The 24780-nt window shown below is 60.9% G+C and carries 14 protein-coding genes; 9 read left to right on the top strand and 5 right to left on the bottom strand.

Annotated elements, in window-relative coordinates:
* Positions 1-51 precede the first annotated feature (51 nt).
* Genes VRB54_RS10990 through VRB54_RS10980 form a run of 3 tightly spaced genes read left to right on the top strand, consistent with a single transcriptional unit; the run spans position 52 to position 9737 of the window.
* Complete coding sequence (locus VRB54_RS10990) at positions 52-4938, top strand: hypothetical protein (protein WP_338480848.1); 4887 nt, start codon at positions 52-54, stop codon at positions 4936-4938.
* A 43-nt stretch (positions 4939-4981) separates the two neighbouring features.
* On the top strand, positions 4982-6487 hold the full coding sequence (locus tag VRB54_RS10985) for a hypothetical protein (protein ID WP_338480847.1): 1506 nt from the start codon (positions 4982-4984) through the stop codon (positions 6485-6487).
* Complete coding sequence (locus VRB54_RS10980; protein WP_338480845.1) at positions 6465-9737, top strand: hypothetical protein; 3273 nt, start codon at positions 6465-6467, stop codon at positions 9735-9737. The genes VRB54_RS10985 and VRB54_RS10980 overlap by 23 nt, the downstream gene beginning before the upstream one ends.
* A gap of 60 nt (positions 9738-9797) precedes the next feature.
* On the opposite strand, the gene VRB54_RS10975 is transcribed toward VRB54_RS10980, so the two are convergent.
* On the bottom strand, positions 9798-12173 hold the full coding sequence (locus VRB54_RS10975) for an RND family transporter (RefSeq protein ID WP_338480843.1): 2376 nt from the start codon (positions 12171-12173) through the stop codon (positions 9798-9800).
* 15 nt (positions 12174-12188) lie between these two features.
* A complete protein-coding gene (locus VRB54_RS10970) occupies positions 12189-13229 on the bottom strand; it encodes a WD40/YVTN/BNR-like repeat-containing protein (protein ID WP_338481090.1) in 1041 nt (346 codons plus the stop codon).
* Between the two features lie 322 nt (positions 13230-13551).
* On the opposite strand from VRB54_RS10970, the gene VRB54_RS10965 reads away from it, so the two are divergent.
* The 4 genes from VRB54_RS10965 (at position 13552) to VRB54_RS10950 (ending at position 17118) form a co-directional block, all read left to right on the top strand.
* Entirely contained in the window at positions 13552-13911 is a 360-nt protein-coding gene (locus VRB54_RS10965) for a hypothetical protein (protein WP_338480841.1), read from the top strand.
* Between the two features lie 97 nt (positions 13912-14008).
* Complete coding sequence (locus VRB54_RS10960) at positions 14009-15142, top strand: Gfo/Idh/MocA family oxidoreductase (RefSeq protein WP_338480839.1); 1134 nt, start codon at positions 14009-14011, stop codon at positions 15140-15142.
* Between the two features lie 74 nt (positions 15143-15216).
* Positions 15217-16644: a nucleobase:cation symporter-2 family protein gene (locus VRB54_RS10955; RefSeq protein WP_338480837.1), complete on the top strand. Its 1428-nt coding sequence runs from the start codon at positions 15217-15219 to the stop codon at positions 16642-16644.
* Between the two features lie 12 nt (positions 16645-16656).
* Complete coding sequence (locus VRB54_RS10950) at positions 16657-17118, top strand: LEA type 2 family protein (RefSeq protein ID WP_338480835.1); 462 nt, start codon at positions 16657-16659, stop codon at positions 17116-17118.
* A 213-nt stretch (positions 17119-17331) separates the two neighbouring features.
* Here the strand turns inward: VRB54_RS10950 and VRB54_RS10945 are convergent, their stop codons facing one another.
* Positions 17332-17586, bottom strand: a complete 255-nt coding sequence (locus tag VRB54_RS10945; RefSeq protein ID WP_057009320.1) for a hypothetical protein — start codon at positions 17584-17586, stop codon at positions 17332-17334.
* Between the two features lie 163 nt (positions 17587-17749).
* On the opposite strand from VRB54_RS10945, the gene VRB54_RS10940 reads away from it, so the two are divergent.
* Positions 17750-18070, top strand: coding sequence for a DUF883 family protein (locus VRB54_RS10940; protein ID WP_017738628.1), 321 nt, complete (start codon positions 17750-17752; stop codon positions 18068-18070).
* Between the two features lie 33 nt (positions 18071-18103).
* On the opposite strand, the gene VRB54_RS10935 is transcribed toward VRB54_RS10940, so the two are convergent.
* Positions 18104-19141 carry an Ldh family oxidoreductase gene (locus tag VRB54_RS10935; RefSeq protein ID WP_338480830.1) on the bottom strand — a complete coding sequence of 346 codons (1038 nt, stop codon included), beginning with the start codon at positions 19139-19141 and terminating at the stop codon, positions 18104-18106.
* Between the two features lie 169 nt (positions 19142-19310).
* Between VRB54_RS10935 and VRB54_RS10930 the strand changes: the two genes are divergently transcribed.
* On the top strand, positions 19311-24566 hold the full coding sequence (locus VRB54_RS10930; RefSeq protein ID WP_338480828.1) for a dermonecrotic toxin domain-containing protein: 5256 nt from the start codon (positions 19311-19313) through the stop codon (positions 24564-24566).
* On the opposite strand, the gene VRB54_RS10925 is transcribed toward VRB54_RS10930, so the two are convergent.
* The gene (locus VRB54_RS10925) at positions 24470-24739 is read right to left on the bottom strand and encodes a PepSY domain-containing protein (protein ID WP_003236351.1); all 270 of its coding nucleotides are present in this window, start codon (positions 24737-24739) and stop codon (positions 24470-24472) included. The genes VRB54_RS10930 and VRB54_RS10925 overlap by 97 nt on opposite strands.
* Between the last annotated feature and the right edge of the window lie 41 nt (positions 24740-24780).

The raw sequence follows: 24780 nt of genomic DNA, 5'->3' as shown, positions 1-24780 counted from the left end.
TCGCTGGCCCTAACGTACACGGGTCCCCTTCTCTTTCGTAAAGGATTACCCGTGACCGACACGTTGATCAAACTCGCCGTCCAGGCCCAGTTCCGCACACGGCCGACCCTGCGCTCGGTGGTGGCACAAATGCTCACCGAGCACCTCCAGGAAAAATACCCGCCGCTGACGCTGCCCGTCGCCCAGTTGCGCCTGGCACTGCCGCGTGAAGGCGGTGGACGCGGTTTGAGCCCGCTGGTTGAGGTCGCGCTTGACTACCTCGCCAGCGGAATCTTTCCCGACCTCACTGCACGCGATGGGCTCGACGCTTATCTGAGTGACGCCAGCGGCACACGGCTGAGCTTCGAACAAAACGGCACGCGCCACTATGACCTGGCAGTGGTGGAAGCACTCATCCGCGAACTGCCAGTGATTGTGCAGGTGGGTTTTCAAGATGCACTGATGGCCTACTGGAATATGCCGAGCGATGCCGGAGGCAGCCGCTGGCAATGGTTTGCCGGTATTTTGCAGGATCAGTTGCGCGCTGCCGCCATCCGCCAGTTGGCCGGTGATGTCCCGGCGTTGCAGCGTATCAACCAACTGACCGATTACCCGGCGCGCGAAACCCGCAGCCAGCGCCACGGGCCGGAATCTTCATTGCATGCCTACAGCGTGCAAACCCGTCTGGTTCAGGGCGAAACCCAGGTCACGGTGCAATCGAGCGATCTGTTGCTGGTCGATGGCAAACAGGTGTGGCTCTGCAACCTGTCGGGCCGCATTGAAGCCTATGCGAGCCTGGATGCATTCGGCCAGGCCTGGGGTCAGCTCATGGCAGACCGGTTTACCGCCGACAGCCTCACCTGGCAACTTTATGAACCCGACGGCAATATTTTCGAGGTGCAGGCTGCGCTGGTATTCAATGCGCAGTTGGAGGACCTCGCCGCTGTGGACCTGAGCATTGCCACCACGCGGGATAATCTGGAAGCGTCGTTCCAGTCGATCACCGACCCCGCCGCGCAACTCAAGGAAGCAGCCACCGCGTCGCGACAGACGCTGCGCTCGGTCGAGGCTGCGCTGCCCGACTGGCTGCAGCAGGCCTCACCTGAGCTGCGTTTCGCCTACCGCCGCTGCCTGCTCGAGCAAGCCAGCGCCAGGCGCCTGGATGACGGTAAAACCTGGCTGGATGGGCTGGACGATATCCGCACTTACACACGCAAGCATTTGGATAACCAGATGTGCCTGGCGCGTAACGCCTGGCTGACCGGCGAACGTACCTGTGACACTGACGCACCGAAATACCACGCCGACAAGCTCGAGCTGACCTTTGCGGTACCGGTGGGCACGCTCGGCGGTGGCTATATCGAGCCGGTGCACATGAGTCTGGTCGACCTGGCCCTGAAAAACCTGTCTGGCAAACCCAAAGGTTCCATGACGCTGCGTGATACCGACGGACAATCCATTGAAGCGTGGTTGACGCCGGACTACGTAGAGCAACTGGTGCAGCGGGTGAATATCGGTCTGAACTACCCGAACTATATTCGCGAGCAATTGCTTGGTGACAACGCTGATGCGCTGCGGCGCAAACGCCTGTTCATCGCTCAGCGCCCGCCTGGATTGAAAAGCCAGGCGCTGGAGCAGGCGATCAAGGGTGAAGCGGGCCTGACCGCAAAAGGAGCCGACTACGTGGCGGCAGTGGTGGCGTCCAGCCACGCCGAACGTTACGTGGATAACATCGAAATCGTCATGCGTCCGTTGGCTTTTCAGCGCAAAGCCGGTGCTGTAGCGGATCTAGTGCACCATATGTTCGTGATCGAACCGCGTAACGGACTTACCGGTCCCCATCTGCTGTATCGCCCGGCTTATCAACAGTCATTGCTGCAATTCAATCGCCGCGAACAACTGCTCGCGGCCATCGAAAAACCGGGCGAGCTGCAGGACAGCGTCCTCGCCTGGCTGGGCGACAGCGCCAGGACCATCTACAGCAACGGTGGCTTCAAGGAACCCCATTACGTACGGATCAGCGGTATCGGTTCGCAATTCGATCCGCTGCCCGCCGTGCCGAAACCGGCAACGCTGGCCACTGCTGACGATCAGAGCAACGACGAGCTTCTGCAATCGCTGACCAACGGTCAATTGATGGAATATCTGTTTACCAGCGAGGTGCGACAGTTGCTGGAGCAGGCCGACCGCGAGTCGACTTCCAATGCCCAAAGCCGTTGGACGCTGATCCTCGAAGGCGCGCAATTGGGCTTCAATACCCTGTTGATGCTGGTGCGCGGCCCTGCGGCGGCGGTGGGCTGGCTGGTACAACTGGTACAGAGTCTCGCCCAGGATTTACCGGCGCTGGTCAGCGGCGATCCGATAGCTCGAGAACTGGCGTGGATCGATTTGCTGCTCAACACAGCCCTGGTGCTGCTGCACCAGTCCACTTCAACACCGCCAATGCAGCAAGCCCCCGTTGATCATCAAGCCCTTGCCCGCCTACCGCTGCGGCGGCTGGCGGGCGTGGCAGCCAAAGCACTGCCCGCGATCCGGCGCGGGGCGGCAGGCCTGCCGTCAGAGCCACCGGGTGGCGGTCGCACCCTGCTTGATTTCGAACTCTCACTGGCCGGCGACACGGCCTCGGCGCGACTGCTGGAAAAACTGTTGAACTACACAGTGGCGTGGCCCGTCGCGGTGCCCGCTCCCGCCGAAACCGGTGTGTTGAGGGGCCTGTATAAAATCGACGGCAACTGGCATGCGTCGGTGGCCGGGCTGTTGTTCCAGGTAAGCATCGTTCCGGGGTTCGGCGAAGTCTTTATTGTGTCCCCGGATAAACCCTGGCACCCCGGCATCAAGCTGACAAGCGACGGCCAGGGCCACTGGACCCTTGAACGTGGATTGAAGCTGGTTGGCGGCGGCCCCAAGCGGCTGGCAGCCCTGCGCGAGGCAAACCAGCGCGAGGTGCAAGCGTTGACGATGCGCCTGCAGTCGCTCAACGAAGAAATCACGCCTGCGGCGAACGAGCTTGTCGCCTCGCTGGACCGCATGGCAACAGCCAGCACCGCACTGACCAAACAGGCCAATACGTTGAAACTGGTCTGGAAACTTCTGAACAGTGCCGATGCCAGCCGCAAGCCGGCATTGCAGGCCCGTCATACACTCGAAATGCAGAGTTACGCGAGGCTGCGGACACAATACGAGGTGCTGCTGGACACCCTGCAACAACGCCACGATGCCTTGCTGCCCCTGCGTCTGGAGTTGGTCAATACCGGTCAGGCACTGGAACGGGCGGCAGGCGCGCGCGGGCGGGTGCACGACCTGGCAAAAGTGCTGCAAACCATCTGGGACAACCAACTGGCCATTCATCTCTACCTCCAACACTGGGCCGATACCCTGCGCTTCACCAGTGGCGGCGAACCCATGTCACACCTGGCGGGACGCATGCTCCTTGAGAAGTGGCTGGGCGATCCGACGGCGTACCAGGAGCACGTCGCCAAAGCCATTGAACTGGCTGACACCCAGCAACGCATGGTCACCGTCTCGCGCGCCATGGAGAACACCCTGGACCAGTTGGAGCAAGCCTCAGTGGCGGGTCGCGCGATGCGCGACTCGCTGCTGGCATCGATCAAGTACCCCCAACACTTTTTATCCGAAAGCCTCAAGCTTAACGCGCTGATCCCTTTGTCGTGGGTGGCGGTCGAGCCGCTGAGTCTTGGACGTCTTCATTCTGCGCAGGAAGCGCTGTATGCGGGCCATCTGGGCGACCTGGATATCGTCCAGGCATTGCTGTCCCATATCGAAGTGCGCAGCAGCGCAGATTACCCCCTGAGTGAACAGCGCCATGTCTATGACACGGTCCTGGACATCTATCGTCGCTACGAACTGGCGCTGGATGCGCTTAAAACCGTCAGCCCGCAGCGTGTGCACGCGGTATCGGAGCGCCTGCTGGAAGGCCTGCGCAATGCCCGCTTGCTCGCCGAGAAGGAACTGGAAACGGTGGTATACCGCCAGGAAGCACTGGAGCCGCCGCAACCGCCGGCAAAAAACCTGCGCCCGAAGGCGCCTGCAAAGCGGGTCTTCAAGACCGACAGGCGACACTACTTCGTCGGCGAGTTCAAACCTGCGCAGACAACAGCCGAGACACCCAGCATCGTCATCAGCGATACGCTGACCGGCGAGGCCATTTCCACCTATAGCGAGGATGCGCAGGGATGGGTGCAAACCCGGCAGGAATCTGCACCGCAGCCCGAACCCGCCCCTGCGGCGAGAACATGGGCGACCCTCAAGAGTCAGGGCCAGGCCTTGATCGAGCAACGCAAGGGTATCGAGCAGGTCATCAGCGCCCAGCAACTGAAGTTGCAATCGCCCCTGACCCGACAGGATGTCAATCCGGCGGACTGGGACCAGCTCCTCAGTGAACAGGCGGCAAGGCTGAACGGCATTGCTGACGAAATTGCGCGCGATCATTCGGCGAACGCAACGGCGCAAACCCTGATCGATGACTTCAGGGCCAACGCCCGCGACATGAACCGCATGGCGCAGCGCATCACCAGTGACGCCTATAAGCAACAATGGCCGACCCTGGAAGGCATCGATTATCTATGGCGTCACAAGGAAATCGATATCAACCTGACCAGCCAGGCGGATCCCCAGCGTCCCACCCTCAGAGGCGACTTCTTTACCGAGTACGCGGTGTACGACAAGGCCCGCAAGCCCTCTGTGGTGTTGTGGTACGCGCACTTTCATTACGACTCGGCCGATGCTTCGCCCGCCGCTTACACACGAGCCCATCTGAAGCTGCCCGAGCAACGAAAATTCACGCAAAAGGATCTGCTCAAGCAGCATGTGCAAGCCCAACTGCGTGCTCAGCAAAAAGCCGGCACCGAGCCCTTGGGCAAGATCATTTACGTATTGATCGAGCCGCCCCAGGACCAGTTGTTCCTGACGATCGCCCCCGTACAGGACACCGCCCCATGACCCCCCTACTCCATCCGCGACGGCGCAGCCGCTGCGCCAGGCGGTGCACCTGCAGTTTGGCACGCGCCCCACCCTGCGCTCGGTGATCGCGCAACTGCTGGATCAACTGATCGCCGAAAAAACCGCCCCGCTCGATACCCCGGCCCAAGCGCTGTATGTCGCCTTCCCGAACAGGCTCGGCGGCTATGACGTGAGCCACCTGGTGGAAGCAGTGCTTGATTACCTGGCTGACGGCAAGCCGCCGGATGTGCAAAGCCGCGTTGACGACCGCTTGCCCCATCTGGTGGACGTCACCAAGCGCAAGGTCGGCTTCGCCCGGGCCGCAGATTCGGACGAGGCGACCTGGCCGCGCATGACGATGCTCGACAGCGTGATCCGGCAGATTCCGGGCATTCTCTACATCGCCTTTCAGGAGGCGCTGGCCACCTACTGGGATGCCGACAGCAGCGCCGGCACCAGCCGCTGGCAATGGCTGGGCGACCGCCTTGCCGAGGCCTTGCATGTTGCCGCCATACGCCAGGCCTCTGTCGATGCGAAGGTGGCCGAGACGCTGACACAGGTGGTGAACCATCCTGATCGCCTGAGCCTTGAGGCGGTCAGCCAGGTGCGCGTGCATATCCTCGAATCGCGCGTGTCAAGGGGCACACTGTCAACCACGTTGCTGTCGCCTGATTTGCTGGTGACCCTGGATCAGCAGGTGCTGCATTGCCGATTGTCGGGCGCCGTGGTTGCCTATGCCTCGATGGAAGCCTTCGTCCAGGCCTGGCAACGCGAGCTGAGCCTGCAGTTCGATGCGCACGCTATCAAGCTCAAGCGCTACGAGCCTTCCGGCCATTTTTTCGATACGCAGGCCGCACTGCTGTTGAATCAACAACTGGAAGACCTGGCCGCCATCCAGCTGCCGTCGCACACCAGCAAAGCCGAACTTCAAACCCTGTTCTCCCGTGTTACCGATCCGGCGGCCTGGTTCAGTGACGTGCCAGGAGCCGAAATCCCCGTCATGCGGCGCTTGCAAACGGCTTTGCCATGCTGGTTGAGCGGCGCCATGCCCGCCGCGCAACTGGCTTATGGCAGGCACAGCCTGGAACTTGCCAGGGTCCGCCAGGCCAGCCAGGGCAAATTGTGGTCCCATGGCATCGACACCCTGCGGGTGTATGCCGCCAGGCAGTTGCACCAACAAATGCTGCTGGATCAGCCCCAGGCACCGGGCTATCAACCTGATGAGCTGGAGCTGACTTTTGCAGTGCCCGTCGGCACCTTGAGCGGTGGATACATCGAGCGTCAGACGATGAGCCTGACCGAGCTGGCCCTGCGCAATTTGTCCGGTAAACCCAAGGGCGAAATGACCATTCGGCACACCGGCGGGCAACTGATCCAGGCGTGGACGACGCCCGATTATCTGCTGGATCTGATACGCCGTGTGGACATCGGGCAGGCTCTACCCGCAAGCGCTCAAAAATCGATTGTTGAGGGGCTCTGCCGATGCCACCGAGCGCCAACAGCTCTTTGGCAACGAATTGAGGGTGATGCTGCCGCTGACGGCGCTTGAACTGGCAGTCAAGGGCGAGCTTGGCTTTACGATGACGGGTTACCGGTTCATCGCGGCGCTGGTACAGACCAGTGCGGTGGAGCAGATCGTCGGCGAGGACAGCATCGTGATACGGCCGTTGGCCTTGCGCAGAAAACCCGGTGCCGACCCCGATCAGGTCGAAGACATGTTCATCATTGAGCGCGCCGGCAACAGCAATGGGCCACACCTTCTATACAGGCCTATGTACAGGCAGCCTCTGGAGCAATTCCCGGATCGCGCGACCATGTTGGCGGCGATCGTTGCCCTCGGTGAACTGCAGGAAAGTGTATTGGCCTGGTTACCGGACCGTGCGCGATCGGTCTACGAACACGGCGGATTGAGTGAACCGCATATCGTGCATTTTTCCCCCCTCGACCCGTTTGGCGTACCCGATAAACCCAAGCCAGCAACGCTTGCCGCTGACGCGTCGGATGAGGAACTCATTCAATCACTGCAGGGCGGTGAGCTGATGCAGAACCTTTTTGGCCGCCACGTGCGGGCGCTGGTCGACCTGGCTGACCGCGAATCGGTATCCAACGCTGAAAGTCGCTGGGCGATTATGCTGGAAGGCGGCTGGCTCCTGTTCAACGCCCTGTTGGCGCTGCCGTTGAGCGTACCGGTGTTGCTGGCGGGCTGGATGGTGTCGTTGACCAGCAGCCTGGCACACGACATTCCCGGGCTCGAGAGCGCAGATCCCGTTACTCGAGAGCAGGCCGTGGTCGATCTTTTACTCAATATCGCCTTGGTGCTGTTGCATGCAGGCACAGCTGGCGACGTCGCAAAAGCACGCGAGGTGCCCCGCTACGCGTTGGCACTGGACCCGATCCGCCGCGCATCGACTCAGCCACTCATCAGCGTGGGGCCACTGGATCAAGGCACCATAGCACTGCCATCCGAACCACCGGGAGGCGGCCACACCTTACTGGCCTTCGACAAATCAGTGGCAAGAGACGCCTCTGCGGCGCGCCTGCTTGAGAGGCTCAAAACCGTGCGTGTCGAGTGGCCAAAACAGCCCCTTGCGCGCGTGGACACCGGCGCCTTCAAAGGCTTGTTCAAGCTCTCAGGCAAATGGCATGCCTCGGTTGCAGGCCTGCTGTTTCAGGTGGAAATCGTGGCCGGTTTCGGTGATGTCTTTATCGTGCATCCGCAAAAGCCTGATCATCCCGGGATCAAATTGCGCACCGACGGCAATGGACACTGGACGCTGGATCGCGGACTCCGGCTGGAAGGCGGCGGTCCGAAAAAGCGAATTGCTGCCTATCGGCAGGCGTTGGAGGACAGAACGGCGCCGCTGATTGCCCGCACGGCCGAGATCGGCGCCCAACTGAACCAACTCACCAGCGTCCACGATCAAGCGTTCAACAAGACCCAACAAGCCCGCGCCAAGTTTGAGGCAGACCGCACTGAACTGATTAATGCCTGGAACACGCTACAGAGGTCCGCCTCCCCGACAACACGCGAGTTGCAGTTGCACCGGTTATGGCAAGAAAAAACCCGGGCAACACAGGTCGCTTTTGAGGTGGCGCTGGCCGTCATGCAGCGTAACGTGAACGCCTTGCTGCCTCTGCAACGTCAACTGCTCGACAGTTTCAATCAGATTCGTGCGGTGGACCGCGCACCGCTGTATGAAGAACAGCAGTTGAGCGCGATGAATGCGCTGTCCCGCATACATTTCTCGCTACGCGACTTGCTGCACGAGCATCTCAGAGATGTGGCGATTACCGCTCAAGGTGAACACATAGATGCACTCACCTCGCGCTCGCTCGACGACCTGGCTCGCGAGCAGACCAGCGCTTACGAGGCGTTTATCGGGCAGAAGAAACGTGAGCAAGCGTACAGCCAGGCGCTGATCGAGTGCACGCAGCGCATAGAAACCTTGTGGGATGAAATGGCCCGACTCTCACCGGCAGGCAGTGCGCAGAGCGACAAGCTGCATGCCGGGATCAGAGTGCCGGAGCTGTTCTACGCCGCAAACTACAGGATCAAGCTGTTGAGCACGTACGTGGAGTTGGCCCTTGACCGCAGCTGCCCGGCCCCCGATCAGAGCGAGTGGTTTTTCCTCCAGCACCTTAATGGCACGCCGTTTTATTCGGCGCTGATCGCCCACTTGCAGATGCGCATCGTGCGCGGTTTTACCCTGCAGGAACAAGTTTCGGTCTATGAAAACGTCATTGCGCACTATGAAAGCCAGGCCTACGCCATGCGCTCGTTGCACGAACTGGGGTCGGATGCGCTGCGAAGGCCTTATCCAGAGCAATTTCTGGAGTGTCTTGCACAGGCGCGCAGCATCGCCGAAGAAGACCTGGCCACGGTCATTCATGCCCTCGAACAAACCCGGGTGTCGGTGCCCAAGGCGCTGCCACTCAAGAGCAAGCCCGCCAGCAAGCGCGTGTTCAAGGCACGCGACCATGGCACGCTGGTCGGTGATGTGCGTGCACAATCGAGTACGGCGAGCGAAGCGATCATTGACCTCCACGACCCTCAAACCGGGGCCGTGCGCAGCACGTTTCATGAACACCCCAGGGAAGGCGTCTACGTCGAAGTGGTCAGGGCGCCGCCCGCTGCACGTCCCTCTGCCACGCGCTCGGCCAGTGCGGCGATCAAGGCCGGCAAGCGACTCCGACAGGAACGTCTGAACCGCGAGCGCTTGATCGAGCGTGAAAAGAGCCAGTTGAGTGACCCGGTGTTACGTGAAGAGAAGAACCCGCAGGAATGGTTCACGCTACTGGAGCAACTGGCGGACGAACTGGGGGCGATCATCGCGGAGCTGGAACGCGTGCGTCCGGTTACCGAACCGATCACTGCCGCCATTGAAGGCTTTCGCGCCGAAGCCCTCGATCTGCGCAATGCCGGGCGGCGCTATCGCAACGATGGCTACAAACGCCAATCACCAACACCTGACAAGGTGTTTACCTTGTGGCGCGACAATCAACTGGATATTCAGCTGATCGAAGCCCGCAAAGTTACCAGCGCTCAGGACTTTCTCAGCGAATATGCCATCCGCGAAAAAGCCTCCAATAAAGTGCTGTGGTATGCCCACTTTCACTACGCCAAAAAGACCGACGCCGACCTTGCCTACGTCGCCGCGCATTTGAAACGTGCCGATCAGCGTTACGTGGGGCTCAAGGCGCAGCTGCAACAAGCCAAAGATAACCAGGCCGTGGTACGTATCTGGCGCAGCAGGGTTTCGCCCGAGATGGCGAGGAAACTGTTTTTCTACTCAGCATGAACGTAGCTGTGGGAGGCGGCGTGCGCCCTCCCACAGTTGGAGTGTGTGCGTTTCCAGGGCTCAGTGGGCAAACAGCGAATTGCCCTTCTTGCCCGCCAGCTTCTCGGGTTTGATCAGGAACCGCGCCAGCGCCGGCAACAGCCACAGCGCGCCGAACATGTTCCACAGCAGCATGAAGGTGAGCATCAGGCCCATGTCGGCCTGGAACTTGATTGCCGAGAAGATCCAGGTGCACACACCGATCGCCAGGCACAGGCCGGTGAACAACACGGCCTTACCGGTGGACTTCAGTGTCTGGTAATAGGCCTCCTGCAGCGGCAGACCGGCGCGCAGAAAGCTTTCCAGGCGGCTATAGATGTAGATGCCGTAGTCCACGCCAATCCCCACGCCCAGTGCCACCACCGGCAGGGTCGCAACCTTGACGCCAATGCCCATGAACGCCATCAGCGCGTTGCCCAGCACCGATGTCAGCACCAGCGGCAACACGATGCACAGCGTCGCAGCCCAGGAGCGGAAGGTGATCATGCACATGGTAGCCACGCACAGGTACACCAGAATCAGAATGGTCAGCTCCGACTCCTTGATGACCTCGTTGGTGGCCGCTTCGATCCCGGCGTTACCGGCAGCGAGGATGAATTCCAGGCCATCCTTGTTGTTCTCTTTGGCGAAGTCCTGCACCGCGTGCACCGCGCGGTCGAGGGTCTCGGCCTTGTGGTCGTTGAGGAACACCAGCACCGGCGCCAGCGAGCAATTGTTGTTGTACAGCCCATCGGCGCGAGCGATGGAGTTGTTCAGCACGTCGGGGTTGCGCGACAGGGTTTCCCACTTCAGGTTGCCCTCGTTCATGCCCTTGATCATCTGCTTGGACACGGTCACCAGCGAGATCGCCGATTGCACGCCCTCGGTGTTCTGCATCTTCCACATCAGTTGGTCGATGGGCGCCATGGCTTCGTAGCGCGAGCAGCCTTCGGCCCTGGTCTTGACCATTACCACCAGCACGTCGGAGCTGGTGGAGTAGTTGCTGATGATGAAGTTGTTGTCCTTGTTATAGCGCGAGTCCGGGCGCAGCTCCGGTGCGCCCTGGTCCAGATCGCCGATCTTGAGGTTCTGGCTGTACCAGAGGCCGCCGCCAAAGGCGACCAGCGCCAACAGGATCGAGACCGGTGCGACTTTGGCGCTGGCGAACCTGGACAGCAGGCGCCAGAACGGGTGCTCGCGGTTCGCGTCTTTCTTGCTCCTGGCGATAGCACGCTTGCTGATGCCCGCGTAGGAAATCGCCACAGGCAGCAGGATCAGGTTGGTGAACACGATCACCGCCACGCCGATGGAGGCGCCGATGGCCAGTTCGCGGATCACGCCGATGTCGATGATCAGCAGGGTAATGAAGCCCACCGCATCGGCGAGGATTGCGATCATGCCCGGCAGGAATAATTGGCGGAAGGTACGCCGCGCGGCAGTCAGCGCGTTGTCGGCCTCGCTGGACTGCAGGGCGATGCCGTTGATTTTCTGTACGCCGTGGGAAATGCCGATGGCGAAGATCAGGAACGGCACCAGCATCGAATAGGGGTCCAGCCCGAAGCCGAAAAAGTGCATCAGGCCCAGTTGCCACACCACCGCAACCAGGGTGGTACTCAACACCGCAATGGTGCTGCGCACGCAATTGGTGAACCACAGCAATAGAACCAGGGTGATGACGAACGCAACGCCGAAGAACAGCACCACCATCACCAGTCCGTCGATCAGGTCGCCGACCTTTTTGGCAAAGCCGACGATGTGGATCTTGACGTTGGGGTTCTGCGCTTCGAACTTGTCGCGGATCTTGTCTTCCAGTTCATGGGAAAACTTCTGGTAGTCCAGGGCGAGCAATTTGCCCTGGTCCTGCGGGTCCGGGTAGGACTCCAGCAGCGGGATATCAACGATGCTCGACTTGAAATCGTTGGCCACCAGGCGTCCGACCTGGCCGGACTTGAGCACGTTGTTGCGCAGTTGATCGAGGCTGACCGGCGAGCCGTTGTAGCTCTGCGGAATCACTTCACCGCCGGCAAAGCCCTCTTCGGTAACCTCGGTCCAGCGCACGCTGGGGCTCCACAGCGACTTGAGGCCCGAGCGGTCGACGCCGGAGATGTAGAACACCTCGTCGTTGATCTGGCGCAGGGTCTCCATGTAGTCCCTGGTGAAGATGTCACCGTCCCTGGCCTCCACCGAGATGCGCACGGTATTGCCCAGGTTGGCCAGGTCGTTGCGGTGTTCCATCATCTTTTCGATGAACGGGTGCTTGAGCGGGATCATTTTTTCGAAGCTGGTGGACGGCCGGATCAAGGTCGCCTGCCAGAACAGGAAGATGCTCACCAGCAGGCAGATCACGATGACTGCCGGGCGGTTGTTGAAGATCAGGCGTTCAAGGAAGGTCGCTTTATCGTTGTGATGACTGCTCATGCTTTCCCGCCCTTATTATTGTTTTGTCGGTTCGGCGCCGGCCGGCGTGGCAACCCGCACGCCGCCCTGTCCGACCAGAATCAGATTGCCGTTGCCCGCCGCCGTGACGGCCGAGAGCGAGATACGGTCCGGGCGGTTGAACACGCTGAACGTCAGCCCGTCGTCGTGGCTGACCACCACGCTGCCACCATTGCCGACGACTACGATGGAGCCATCCTCCAACAAGGTGGCGCCGGATAAACCAAACTCCAGTGCGCCGCGCGCCGCGTTCAGTTCGACCTGCTCCCAGGTGCTGCCAAAATCGCTGGAGCGGTACAGGTTGCCGCGCAGGCCGTAAACCAACAGCGTCTGCGCTTGCGCCGTGCCGATTACGCCGAACAGTGAGCCTTCATAAGGGCCTTCGAGTTTTTCCCAGGTCTGGCCGTTATCGCTGGAGCGGAACATGCTGCCCTGCTCGCCGACGATGAACAGGCCGGCGTCCTTGATGGCGGCGATCGCATTGAGGTGGAACTGGTCTTCGTTGTCGAGGCGGTCGCTGACGTCGTTCCAGGTGTTGCCGCCGTCGGTGGTTTCGATCAGCGCACCGTAGGCGCCCACGGCCAGACCGTGGCTGGCATCGTTGAACCAGATGTCGAGCAACGGCGCTTCGCGTTTGAGGTCCTGAAATTGCTGGGCCCAGGTGGCGCCGCCGTCAGTGCTGGCGAGGATTTGCGCATCGTGGCCGACCGCCCAGCCGCGTTTGTCGTCGACGAAAAAAACAGCGGTGAGCAATTGCCGCGTGGGCACCCTGGCCTGGGTCCAGGTGTCGCCCTGATCATCGGAATAGAGGATATGCCCGCGATCACCGACTGCCACCAGGCGCTTGCCGGCGTGCACCACATCGATCATCAGGCCCTTGGCGGCCTTGGGGGATTCAATCGCAGACACCGCTGGCGCGGTGGTATCGCTGGCGGCCCGGACGGCGGTCGACAACGCGACAGCGCCAAGCAGCGAGAGCGCTGTGGCCAGCATCGCAACCTTGCGTGCGGCGCGTGGGCGGCAAACAACCCAACCCATGACAGGCTCACTCATAGACCTTTCTCCCCATTATTATTTTTTGTCAGGTCGTCTCGTCTTCCCGGGCGCTGAAACCTGCAATCTAGAGCGCCTGAAGCAAGCACGGGCCATCCTAGCGGGCTTTGGAATCGCCTGACAATCGGCGGTACGTTATCTTTTGTTAACTTGGAGGTTTTGGGCGATGGCTGAATAGCTGGCCATTAGTGGTGGTGATGCTGACACATCGGAAATTTCAGCAGGCAAATGCGGAAGCACCCTACTGGTTGACCTTGCGCTGGGCAAAGAAGATAGCCGCCCACACTCTTGCGATGATGAGTCCGCCATGCGCATTGCCCTGCCGTTGTTAATCACTTCTTTCGTGTTTCTGAGCGCCTGCACATCCTACGACCGGGTTTGGGTCAAGGCCGATGCCACCCGCGAACAACGCAAGCACCAGCAGACTGCCTGCGAGGCCGAGGCGCTGCGGCTACTGCCGCCCAGCAATGTGAGGGCATCGGCCAGCACCACCAGCCAGTCCTGCACTGCCGGCGAACACGGCTGCAAAAATAAAACCACGCAGACCGACACGGAGTATCAGTACACCGACAAAAATCGCTTGGACCGGGAAACACTGATCAAGGATTGCATGTACAGAAACGGCTGGAGCCGCACGAAAGTCGAGCGGCCGATGATCAAGTGGTAACATGCAAAACAGTTTTTTTATTCCATCTATTGAGTTTTAAGAATTTATATTCCATTAATAAGCCTTTGTGAAAATAAATTTTACAAGGACCTTGATGATGCGCGAACTCGGAATCGGCTTGATCGGCACAGGCTTCATGGGGCGCGCCCACGCGCTGGCGTTCAACAATGCCCGGGCGGTGTTCGACCTGCCGATGCTGCTTAAACTGGTCGCCCTGGCCGACGCCGATAGCGAGCGCGCCGAGCGCTGCGCCAAAGCCTGGGGGTTTGCCCGGGCCCAGGGTGACTGGCAGGTATTGATCAACGACCCCACAGTCGACGTCGTGGCCATCACCACACCCAACCATTTGCACTACCCCATGGCCATGGCCGCGATTGCGGCGGGCAAGGCGGTGTATTGCGAAAAGCCTCTGGCCGTGAGCCTCGAGCAGGCCGATGCAATGCGCCTGGCTGCCCGTGCGGCAGGCGTGATCACGCGGGTCGGCTACAACTATCAGCACAACCCGATGATCGGGCTGGCGCGGCAGATGATCGCCAATGGCGAGCTGGGCCGGATCATCAGCTTCCAGGGCGAGTTCAGCGAAGACTTCATGGCCGACCCGGCCTCGCCCTGGTCGTGGCGCTGCGAGGTGGGACACGCCGGTGGCGCCCTCGCGGACCTGGGCAGTCATTTATTGTCGATGGCGCGCTACCTGGTCGGTGAGGTGGTCAGCGTGTGTGCCGATACCCACACCGTGCACAACCAACGCCCGGTGGTCAGAGGCAGCGACACGTTCCAGGCCATCGCAGTGGATGATCAGGTGCATGCGCTGCTGCGCTTCGCCAACGGTGCGCGCGGTACGGTCAGCAGCAGTTGGCTCAAGCACGGTTATAAAAACCACCTGGGTTTTGAAATCAGCGGCACCGAAGGCACCCTGGCGTTCGATCAGGAACGCTTGAATGAACTGCGCGTATATCGCGCCGGCCAAACGGGCTTTCAGCGGGTGCTGGCCGGCCCCGACCTGCCCGGCTACGCCGCGTTCAGCCCGGCGGCCGGACATCAATTGGGCTACAACGAATTGAAGACCCTTGAAGTGCAGGAGTTGATCATGGCGCTGGCGGGCCAGGGCGCGGATGGCAGCGATTTTGACGATGCGTGGGAAGTGGAACGGCTGGCGGCGGCGATTCGTACGGCGGCCCGCGAGGAACGTTGGGTCAGGATCAGCGAAGTGAACGGCGAGTCCGGAGCCTGAATATCTTTTTACACTTCAGACGATGAGGACTTTCTGGCATCCTGCGCCTCCCTTTTCTGACCCGAGCCCGCATTTTGTCTGACGCTCAAGCCCCCCGCCCACGCTATAAATCCGAGCTGATCTACGGCCTCGAAGACCGTCCGCACTTCACCGCGGCGGTGTTTGCCGCGTTGCAACATGTGCTGGCGAGCTTCGTCGGCATCATCACTCCGACCCTGATCGTCGGCGGTGTACTGGGCCTGGAAAGCGAAGTGCCGTACCTGGTGAGCATGGCGCTGTTCGTCTCGGGGCTGGGCACCTTCGTGCAGGCGCGCACCTTCGGCCCCATCGGCTCGGGGCTGTTGTGCCTGCAGGGCACCAGTTTTTCGTTTATCAGCGTGATTCTCAGCGCCGGCTTCCTGGTCAAGGGCCGGGGCGGTGGCACGGATGAAATCCTCTCGACGATCTTTGGCGTGTGCTTTTTTGCAGCGTTTATCGAAGTGGCGCTCAGTCAGTTCATCGGCAAGCTGCGCAAGCTGATCACGCCGGTGGTGACGGGCACCATCATTACCCTGATGGGGCTGTCGCTGATCAAGGTGGCGGTCACCGACATGGCCGGCGGCTTTGGCGCCAGTGATCTGGGCGCAGCCGGCAATATGGGGCTGGCCGCGCTGGTGCTGCTGACCATCGTGGTGCTCAACCGCTTCAACAACGCGTTTTTGCGCCTGGGCTCGATTGTGATCGGCCTGACCCTTGGCTTCGTCGTCGCCTGGTGGCTGGGCCGTGTCGACATGGGCGCCCTGCCCCAGGTGCCGTTGATCAGCGTACCGGTGCCGTTCAAATATGGTTTCTCGTTTGACTGGGTGGCGTTTGTCCCGGTGGCGGTGATCTTCCTGATTTCGCCGCTGGAAGCGGCAGGCGATCTGACAGCCAATTCGATGATTTCCCAACAGCCGGTCAAGGGCCCGCTGTACATCAAGCGGATCAAATCCGGCCTGCTGGCCGACGGGCTCAACTCGACCATGGCCGCCACCTTCAACAGCCTGCCGATGGTGACGTTCGCGCAGAACAACGGAGTGATTCAGCTGACCGGCGTGGCCAGCCGCTATGTGGCGTACTTTATCGCCGGCCTGCTGGTGCTGCTGGGGCTGTTCCCGATGATCGGCGCGGTGCTGCAACTGATGCCCAAGCCGGTGCTGGGCGGCGCCACCCTGATCATGTTCGGCACCGTGGCGGTAGCCGGCATCAAGATCCTCGCCGAAGCCGGCCTGCATCGACGCAATGTGCTGATCGTGGCGATTTCCCTTGGCATGGGCCTGGGCGTGGCCGCCGTGCCCGAAATGCTGCGCGACCTGCCCAAGGCGTTGCACGACATCTTCGAATCGCCGATCACCGTGGGCGCGTTCTGTGCAATCCTGCTGAACATCTTCCTGCCCGAAACGTTCATAGCGCTGGAAGACGATGAATTTGATCCGGAGTCATCCACGCTAAAGGTGATGCAGGACCCGGACGTCACGAAATAGGAGCAGGTTCACATGCGCAAGCTCATGGTTCTATCGTTACTGTTGTTGACCTTGAGCGCGTGCGCGCTGTTTCCCCATCGCGATCCGGTCAACATCACCGTGGTGGGCATCGAGCCACTGCAAAGCCAGGACCTGGAAGTGCGCTTCGCGGTGAAACTGCGGGTGCAGAATCCCAACGAAACGGCAATCGACTACAACGGCGTGGCGCTGGACCTGGAGGTAAACGGGCGGCCGCTGGCGTCCGGGGTGAGTGATCAAGCCGGCAACATCCCTCGTTTTTCCGAGACGGTTCTGACCGTGCCGGTCAGCGTTTCGGCGTTTTCCGTGTTACGCCAGACCCTGGGCCTGAGCCAGACCCAAAGCCTGAACAACCTGCCGTACGTGCTGCGCGGCAAACTGGCGGGTGGGCTGTTCGGCACCGTGCGCTTTGTGGACCGCGGCACGCTGAATCTGCCAAACACGGCGACCTGGTAAAACAGAAAAGTGATCCTACCCCTGTGGCGAGCAGGCTTGCCCTGCGTTGGGGTGCGAAGCGCCCCCATTCAAGGGAAAACCCGGTGTACCTGACACTGTACTGAGCCTGGTTTTAGGGCTGCTGCGCAGCCCAACGCGGGGCAAGCCCGCTCACCACAGAGCCATGGTTTGACTCGCCGTTGCCCATGGTGCGCGAGGCGATTGCGGCGTGTTTTATTTAGCCGCAGCCATCAGCTTGTTGACTTCGCTGCGCACCATGCCGGAGAACTCCGGTGGCGACATACCGTCAAGCTCGGCACGCACCCATTCAGCCCATTTGCCCTTGCGCTTGGCGCGCTCACCGAACAACCGCGCGGCTTCTCCCTTGGCCTTGCCCAGGTTGCTTTGCCACAGGTCATAGAGACGGGACTTTTCATCTTCCAGCTCGGCGCGTTCGGCGAGGGTCTTGTTGGCGAGATTGAAGCTCATGTTGAATTACCTGCTGCACAAATAGGTGCCATCTTACACCGTGGGTCGAAATATCCTGATCCGGATTTTGCTCCAAACCGGCTGCAGGCAAAAAAACTGCAACTTTTGCCGACGCCGGACACTCCATTGTTCACTGTCACATTCACCTGCAAGGAGTCACCCAATGGCCCGCAAAACCGCTGCCCAAGCCGTCGAAGAACAAATCAAGGATCAAGCGTTCAGTGAACTGACGGCGCTGATCGAAGAATCCGACAAGCTGCTTAAAAGCAGCGCAGCCCTGGTGGGCGAAGAAGGCGAAACCCTGCGTGAGCAGGTCGCGATCAAACTCAAGCAGGCACTGGATTCGGTCTCCAGCGTGCGCGAGCGCAGCAAGCCAGTGGTGGATGCCACCGAGACCTACATCGGTGGTCATCCGTGGCAGACGGTGGCGATTTCCGCAGGCTTCGGTCTGGTGGTCGGTCTGTTGCTGGGCCGTCGCAACTGACTGCCGGGGGCTGCGCGCCCTGCGCAGCCCCTTTCACTCTCCCGCCAGTTCCCGCAACTGTTGAAGATCCTTCGCGTCAATCTCGATACCCGCCTCCAGCGACTTCGCCCGCGCGCGATGACGTCGATCACCCGGTAACCGCCGTAACCCTGCCGCATGCATCTGCCGCACCAGCTCCTGACTGCGCTCGGCGAAGCTTTGCCCGGCGGTTTTACTCGGGTCGATCACGATCAGTAATTGCCCGGTCCAGGGCGTGCGCGCGCCGGGGTGATCCGCCCAGTTGAATTCGAAGGAAAAATTACCGCCCGTCAACGCCGCCGCCAGCAGCTCGACCATCATCGACAACGCGGAGCCCTTGTGCCCGCCGAATGGTAATAGCGCGCCACCTTCCAGCACCGCCCTGGGGTCCTGGGTAGGCTGGCCCAGGCTGTCGACCCCCATGCCCGGCGGCAAGCGCTCGCCTTTACGTGCGGCGATCTGCACGTCGCCATGGGCGATGGCGCTGGTGGCAAGGTCAAACACAATCGGCGGCCCGTCGGCACGCGGTGCGGCAAAAGCGATGGGGTTGGTACCGAACAGCGGCCGGTCGGCGCCGTGGGGAACCACGCAGGTCATGCTGTTGACGACGCTCAGCGCCACCAGGCCTTCTTCGGCAAAAGGCTCGACATCCGGCCAAAGTGCGGCGAAATGATGGGAGTTATGGATCGCGAGCAAGGCGATCCCGGCGCTGCGGGCCTTGTCCAGCAGCAGCGTACGCGCGGCTTCAAGGGCCGGCTGGGCAAACCCGTTGCAGGCGTCTACCCGCACAAAGCCTGAGGCCACATCCGTCACCAGCGGCACCGCGAGGCCATTGACCCAGCCGCTGGCCAGCGTGCTCAGGTAACCGGGGATACGGAAAATGCCATGGCTGTGGGCGCCGTCGCGCTCAGCGCTTGCACAGTTGTGAGCCAGGATGGCAGCCACCTCGGGTGACGTGCCGTGCTTGATGAACAGGGCGTGCAGCAACGCCACCAGGTCGTTGAAACCGATGAACGCGCAAGGAAGGTCGACGATCGGGGACTGGGCAGACATCTGTAGCTCCGATTTTATAATTGGGAGAAACAATAAGAATCCAGACCGTCGATTAAACAACGCGGCCCGTGGCTGCTGTCAATGTCTGCTTCAGATATGTAACACCCTTGGCGTTGCGCCTGCCATTACGGTAGGGACTGATGACAGCCCCGCAGATGGAACGCACGCAATGGCCCACGTGAACCCGCCTTACTTTTTCGATGAGTTTCAACTCCCCGTCAGTCGCAAGACCCCCTCAGAGCGCGAGCGTACTCTGGGATTTTCAGTCAAGGACCTTGATTGGTTGCTGACCCTGTATTACGCCACGGACGCGGGGCGCCAGAACAAGGAAGCACGCGGCTACCCGATGAAAGTGGAACGGCTGCTGGTCAATCTCAGCGACCAGCCCGCCATAGTGCTGGCCGGCGCCTTCATCATGAGCCCGACACCTGACGACGCTAAAGCCGTGCTCTTCACGCCTTATGGCGGACTGGAGTTGTTCGACAGCCGTGCCGACCTGCTTGACGGCGTGAAGGAACGCTTGAAACAGCCCGGCCAGCGTGCAGAGCTGCTGCAGTTTTTGGCCATCGATGAGCGTGACGCCTTGCCAAGCAAGGATCCATTGACGGTGAGCACCGCCGCCGTCCCCGGCGCCGTGATGGCGGACCAGCGCCAGGGCATTCTCGATGCGCAACAGAAAAACGTCGTCGCGATGCTGGATCAATTGCGCAAGCTCCCCACCCTGCGCTGGATGCTCGACACGCTGCTCAACATCATGGCGCGGCGCTACTTCCCCAGCCTTGACCAGAGCGACACGCGGGTGGACTTTCTCGCCAGTGTCGCCACCGATGAGGAACATCGCCTGGGCGCCTCCATGCCCCTGCGCGAGGCGCTTCTGCAGTTTTACGGCAGACAGGGCTGGCCAACGGACCAAACCCGCATATTCGCCAATCTCGGCTACGACACCCGCCAGCATACCCCGCAGCAACGGGCCAAAGACCAACAGAACTGGAACAGTCTGGTCGCGCAAACCAGCGGTATTCTCTCGACATTGCCGCACAGCCTGCTGCAAACCTACTGGAACGAAGACTGCCGGGAAGGTCAGTCACGCCTGCAGTTTTTCGCGCGGGTGATCAGTGACAAGTTTCGCGTCGACCTGCTGTTCAAGCACCAGGACCTGATCGTGAGCACTGAAGAAAGCCAGACGCTGCGCGCGGTATTTCTCGCGGGCCAGGCCGCACGCACAGCCTATGCAAGCACCCTGAAAATAGAAAAGGTTCAGGTTCATGCGCCGTATCAACATTACGTCGAACTGGCCAGCACCCTGCTGATCAGCAACTCCCACGCATACCTCTATACGCAATCGCGGGGGTTGCAGGTGCTCAAGAACATGGAAGAACTCAAGGACATGCTGCAGGCCATGCTCAAGACGGCCGGGCATGAAGATGAGCTGCTCAATTTTCTGTCGCTGGATGAGCGCAGCGTGTTTATCGACATGGATCAGGTGCAAGTCAGCGGTAAGCCCGTCGCCGACGATGTCTTCCAGGACATGATCAAGGATATCGCAGCCAAACAGTTCAGTAACCTGGAGCACGCGCTGGGCCTGTATCGACGCAGCGCCGGCGCCATCAACCTGGGCGCCCTGCTCGATACCGCCCTGGACGTTCGCATCATGCTTGACAGCCGGCTTATGGAGCACGACGCCGGCGGACACTGGAGCGTGCACCCGGTCACCAGCGGCAATGGACGACCGAGTACGGTACTGGCGGAAAAGGCGAAGCTTCAGCTAAAACGGATGCGTGCGGTGCATGATGCGCTGGCGCTGGAACGCAGCAGGCAGTTGACGCTGCGCGATCTGGTCGCTCATGCACTGGATGCGGAACTGGCCAAGGGGCATACGAACCTGAAGGCCAATGACATCTACCTCAATACCTATTCCACCCTGGCTGGAGAACGCGAGAGGCGCGTGCCTGAAACGTCAATAGGCATGGTCGCTCACTTCATCGCGCGCCTGACCGGGCAGGCTGACGCGCTTACCCAGTCGGCAATGCACGGGTTTTACGGCAAGCCTGAAGCGGGCACTGTGTTGAAATTACCCAACGTGACGGTCGCCAGCTTCAATACAGTCATCGACAAGGTGCTGAGCAGCTTCGTCGACAGGGACCTGCGCACGCTCCCCCATCTGCTGATCGACAACAACAAGGCACATCTGGCCCAGGGTCTGTTCGATGGTTTGAGCAGCGAAGCGCACCTCAGACGCCTGTCACGAACCCTTGGCCCCACTCACGTCGCCTTGCTGGGCAGTGTGCTCAACAACGAGAGCATGACCCGGCTGACACGCCATGGCCTCAACGGCTTTATCCCGGACGCCTACGGCCTGAGCCTGAGCGTCGGAACCCGCACCGATCCACTGACCAGCTGCTTTGTACTGACCGAACGCGGTGGCATCGACACCGAGCATTCCGGTGCAGCCATACTTTGGACGCCCGCGCGTGGCTATGAGGGGTTTGCCTCAGTCAAGAGCTTGCGCGACACCCTCGACCGACGCATGCAGGATGAGCGGGAACGCTGGTCGTTGGTCGAGCACCTGCCGCCATCCAGGCGTGTGCCCCACCAGCGTTTTGTTCTCGGCCAGTTGCAGCGTATCGACGATCATCTGATCAATAATCGCCAGTCCACCTATAGCCGCTTCGTGCTGGACGAGATCGACCACCTGCTGTCGATGAAGCTGGGAGCACAACGCTTTCAGGACTGTATGGACGCGTTGATCCGCCGCGCACCGCCGTCCAATCTGGACCGGGCCATCAACATTGCCCGCGCCCTGATCAACCAGCAGGCGTTGCCGGTATGGCTGGGCATGGCGGCGCAGGCAGACCAGCGCCTGCATGCCGAACTGCTCGAACAGTACCGCCTCAGCGCGCCGCAGGAGCGCGACTATCTGCACGGCATCACGCCCCTGCGCGATAAGGTCGAGAGCACGCTGAAAACCCTGCTTGCGGCGCGCTTTCCCGACCACGCGACAGACCCGGAGCACGTGCTGATCACGCCACGCATCGAGCTGCCGGGCCACACACTGACCCTGACGGACTTTGCCATGCGCCACCTGCCGCAGTTGCGAGCCGAGGATATCCGGCCGACATCGCGCTCTGCAACCGAGCTGCCCGCCACACTGGACGGGAATGCCGTGGTGCAACTGGTGCGGCAGGTCGATTTGAAAAGTGTCTACCAGACGTTGCTCGCCACCCATCTCAACGGCAACACCGACGACACCCGCGAGCGCCGCCAACTCTTCTGCCGGCAGTTGCCCTGGCAACTGCTGCAGTACGCCCACGGGCAAAAACTCGATGAGCGCTTGTCGGATGCGGCCTGGCGCCTGATTCAGCAGGCCTTCGATATGCCCGACGCCGTGGCCCGTGCAGCCGTCAGCGGTGCCAAGGCGCTGGTTCGACCGCTGGAGCTGATCGCCACCCAGGGCGCCTCCGTGGTGACGGCGCTGGGCTGCTACTTGATCGGTGCCGAGGCAACCGATCCCCTGGTGCTGTACGCGCCCTACAGCACCCGGCACGTGTTGAAAGAGTACAAGGACGAAACCGAACTGCTGCATGAGTTCACCTCGCCCGGCGTTTTGCAGGACTGGGTGATCGGCCAGATGCAAACGGCTCATCAGACGACCTATCGCAATCTGTTGCGTCGGCCGAATTCGGAAATTCGTCTGGGGGCGTCGCCTGTCAGCGGTAATCTGCTGCATCGATTGTTCGACGACAACCGCGAGATGCTCAACCGGATGCTGACCTGCCAGTTCACGCCGTCGGGGCAACGACAGTGGGATGCGGTGAGCAGCCTGCTGAGCGAGGCTATCCCCAAAGGCCTGGAGTTCATGGCGGGCAAGCTCGCCTACCCGCTGGTGGTATGGCGCAGTTATAAGTTGTTCGAGGCCTCAGCCGAAGACCTGCAACAGCATCGCTGGACACGTGCACTCAAGACTTTCATCGCTGGCGTGGCCCAATTGGCCAGCCTGCGCGATGAGCTGGACACGCTAATGCCTGGTGTTCCTGCGGCCAAACAGGCGCCGTCGCTGGATCAATGGCCCGCCCCCTCCCCGCCCAAGGCGATGACCCTGGACACCTACAAAGTGACGGCCCCTGAGCGCACGCGCTTGAAGAAGTTCGAGAGCCAGGATGTCGCGCTTGGCTCCCTGAACCTGAATGGGCAGACCCACACCTACAAAGAGAGGTACGGAGAGCGCAACTTTGTGCCCGCCGCAGGCAAGGTGTACGCCGTGAGCAAGGCCGGTGATCACTGGCGACTGGGTGCCACCGAGGATCGCGGCCCCTGGATACAACGCAACGCCCAGGGCAACTGGATAATCGATCTGAACCGGCACACCCCGCGCTATGGCAAAGTCTTGTCCCGCCTCGCCGATCGCTACTATCCGCCCACCGTCGAGCAGCAGGGCATCAATGTGGAGGCGATTGGCATGCGCGCAATCAGCGCCGTGTCGAGTTGGAAGGCGCGCTGTATCAACGAAGCATTGAATGTCGCCACGTACTACGCCGTGACCTGCAAACGCAACATTCTGCACTTCGCCCCCTCACGCGATCCGTTGAGCCGGTCTGGCTTGTTTTTTGGCGAAATGTTCGGTGTCGGCACCCTCAGCCCCAACCAGTTGGGGCGGATCGAGCGACGTATCGACGAAGTGCTCAATGAGTTGGTCAACCCCAACCTGATCGCGCCCGACGCGATGCGTTTTATCAGTGGCACCGATCGTTACAACCCTGCGGATGCTTGCGCGTTCGTCCTGCCTGGCGACACAGAACGCAGGATTTACCTGATGGACCGCTTTTTCGATCCGCGGCTGGATGTCTATCAGAACCGTCTCAACGCGCCGTTCGACATTGCCGCCCATGCACGCGCGGCCACCCTGATTCACGAGATAACTCACCTGACCTCCGACACTGTAGACCTCGCCTACCTGGACACGATGCGACCGTTTCCAGACTTGATCAACGTCAACATCAAAGGCGCCACGCAGCTCAAGACCACGCTGACGGACTTGCGTGAAACCGCGTTATCGACGCTCACCCCGGCCTCGATGCTGTTCAGGACGTGGGACGAATTCAGCCAGAAGTGGGAAGATTTCGGCAAAAACAGTTCGAGTAATTCACTCAAGGACAAGGTGCTGAGTGCCACCGGTGCGCGGACGCTGCAGGATGCGCGGTCAGTGTTCATGAGTAACGTCGACAAGCGCATCGACACCATTCTGGCCAATGCAGACTCCATTACCTACCTGATCACCCACCTGGCCGGGAGTTGGATGCGGGAGCCTGAACAGGCTCCCGGCAGGGTCGATCAGTCTTTCTGGTCACGCAGTACGTTGCCCGAAGCCCCGTCGATGCGGGCTTCATACACGACGCCGTCGGACTTGCGTCCTTTCACTTCCCAGTAGCCATTGTCATCGGCTTCGGCCGCATAGACTTCGACATAGCCGGCCTTGGTCTTGGCCACTTCGATGGCTTTTTCAATCGGGATCCAGCCGGCGCCCGGCTTGTCGGCCAGCGCGGCGCCTGCGCTCAGCAGGGCGGAGGTTGCACACAGCGCGATGAGGGTTTTCTTCAGCATATTGGTTACTCCATCGTGGGAAACACAGACTCAAGTCCTGA

Origin of the sequence: Pseudomonas trivialis (assembly GCF_036864995.1) — a bacterium.
GTDB lineage: Bacteria > Pseudomonadota > Gammaproteobacteria > Pseudomonadales > Pseudomonadaceae > Aquipseudomonas > Aquipseudomonas trivialis.
This window is presented reverse-complemented; position numbering and strand designations above follow the sequence as displayed.

Coding starts and splice junctions, on each gene's coding strand:
- VRB54_RS10925 (WP_003236351.1), bottom strand. CDS start 24,739: ATGCTGAAGAAAACCCTCATCGCGCTGTGTGCAACCTCCGCCCTGCTG.
- VRB54_RS10940 (WP_017738628.1), top strand. CDS start 17,750: ATGGCCCGCAAAACCGCTGCCCAAGCCGTCGAAGAACAAATCAAGGAT.
- VRB54_RS10930 (WP_338480828.1), top strand. CDS start 19,311: ATGGCCCACGTGAACCCGCCTTACTTTTTCGATGAGTTTCAACTCCCC.
- VRB54_RS10965 (WP_338480841.1), top strand. CDS start 13,552: ATGCGCATTGCCCTGCCGTTGTTAATCACTTCTTTCGTGTTTCTGAGC.
- VRB54_RS10950 (WP_338480835.1), top strand. CDS start 16,657: ATGCGCAAGCTCATGGTTCTATCGTTACTGTTGTTGACCTTGAGCGCG.
- VRB54_RS10970 (WP_338481090.1), bottom strand. CDS start 13,229: ATGGGTTGGGTTGTTTGCCGCCCACGCGCCGCACGCAAGGTTGCGATG.
- VRB54_RS10935 (WP_338480830.1), bottom strand. CDS start 19,141: ATGTCTGCCCAGTCCCCGATCGTCGACCTTCCTTGCGCGTTCATCGGT.
- VRB54_RS10975 (WP_338480843.1), bottom strand. CDS start 12,173: ATGAGCAGTCATCACAACGATAAAGCGACCTTCCTTGAACGCCTGATC.
- VRB54_RS10980 (WP_338480845.1), top strand. CDS start 6,465: ATGCTGCCGCTGACGGCGCTTGAACTGGCAGTCAAGGGCGAGCTTGGC.
- VRB54_RS10960 (WP_338480839.1), top strand. CDS start 14,009: ATGCGCGAACTCGGAATCGGCTTGATCGGCACAGGCTTCATGGGGCGC.
- VRB54_RS10945 (WP_057009320.1), bottom strand. CDS start 17,586: ATGAGCTTCAATCTCGCCAACAAGACCCTCGCCGAACGCGCCGAGCTG.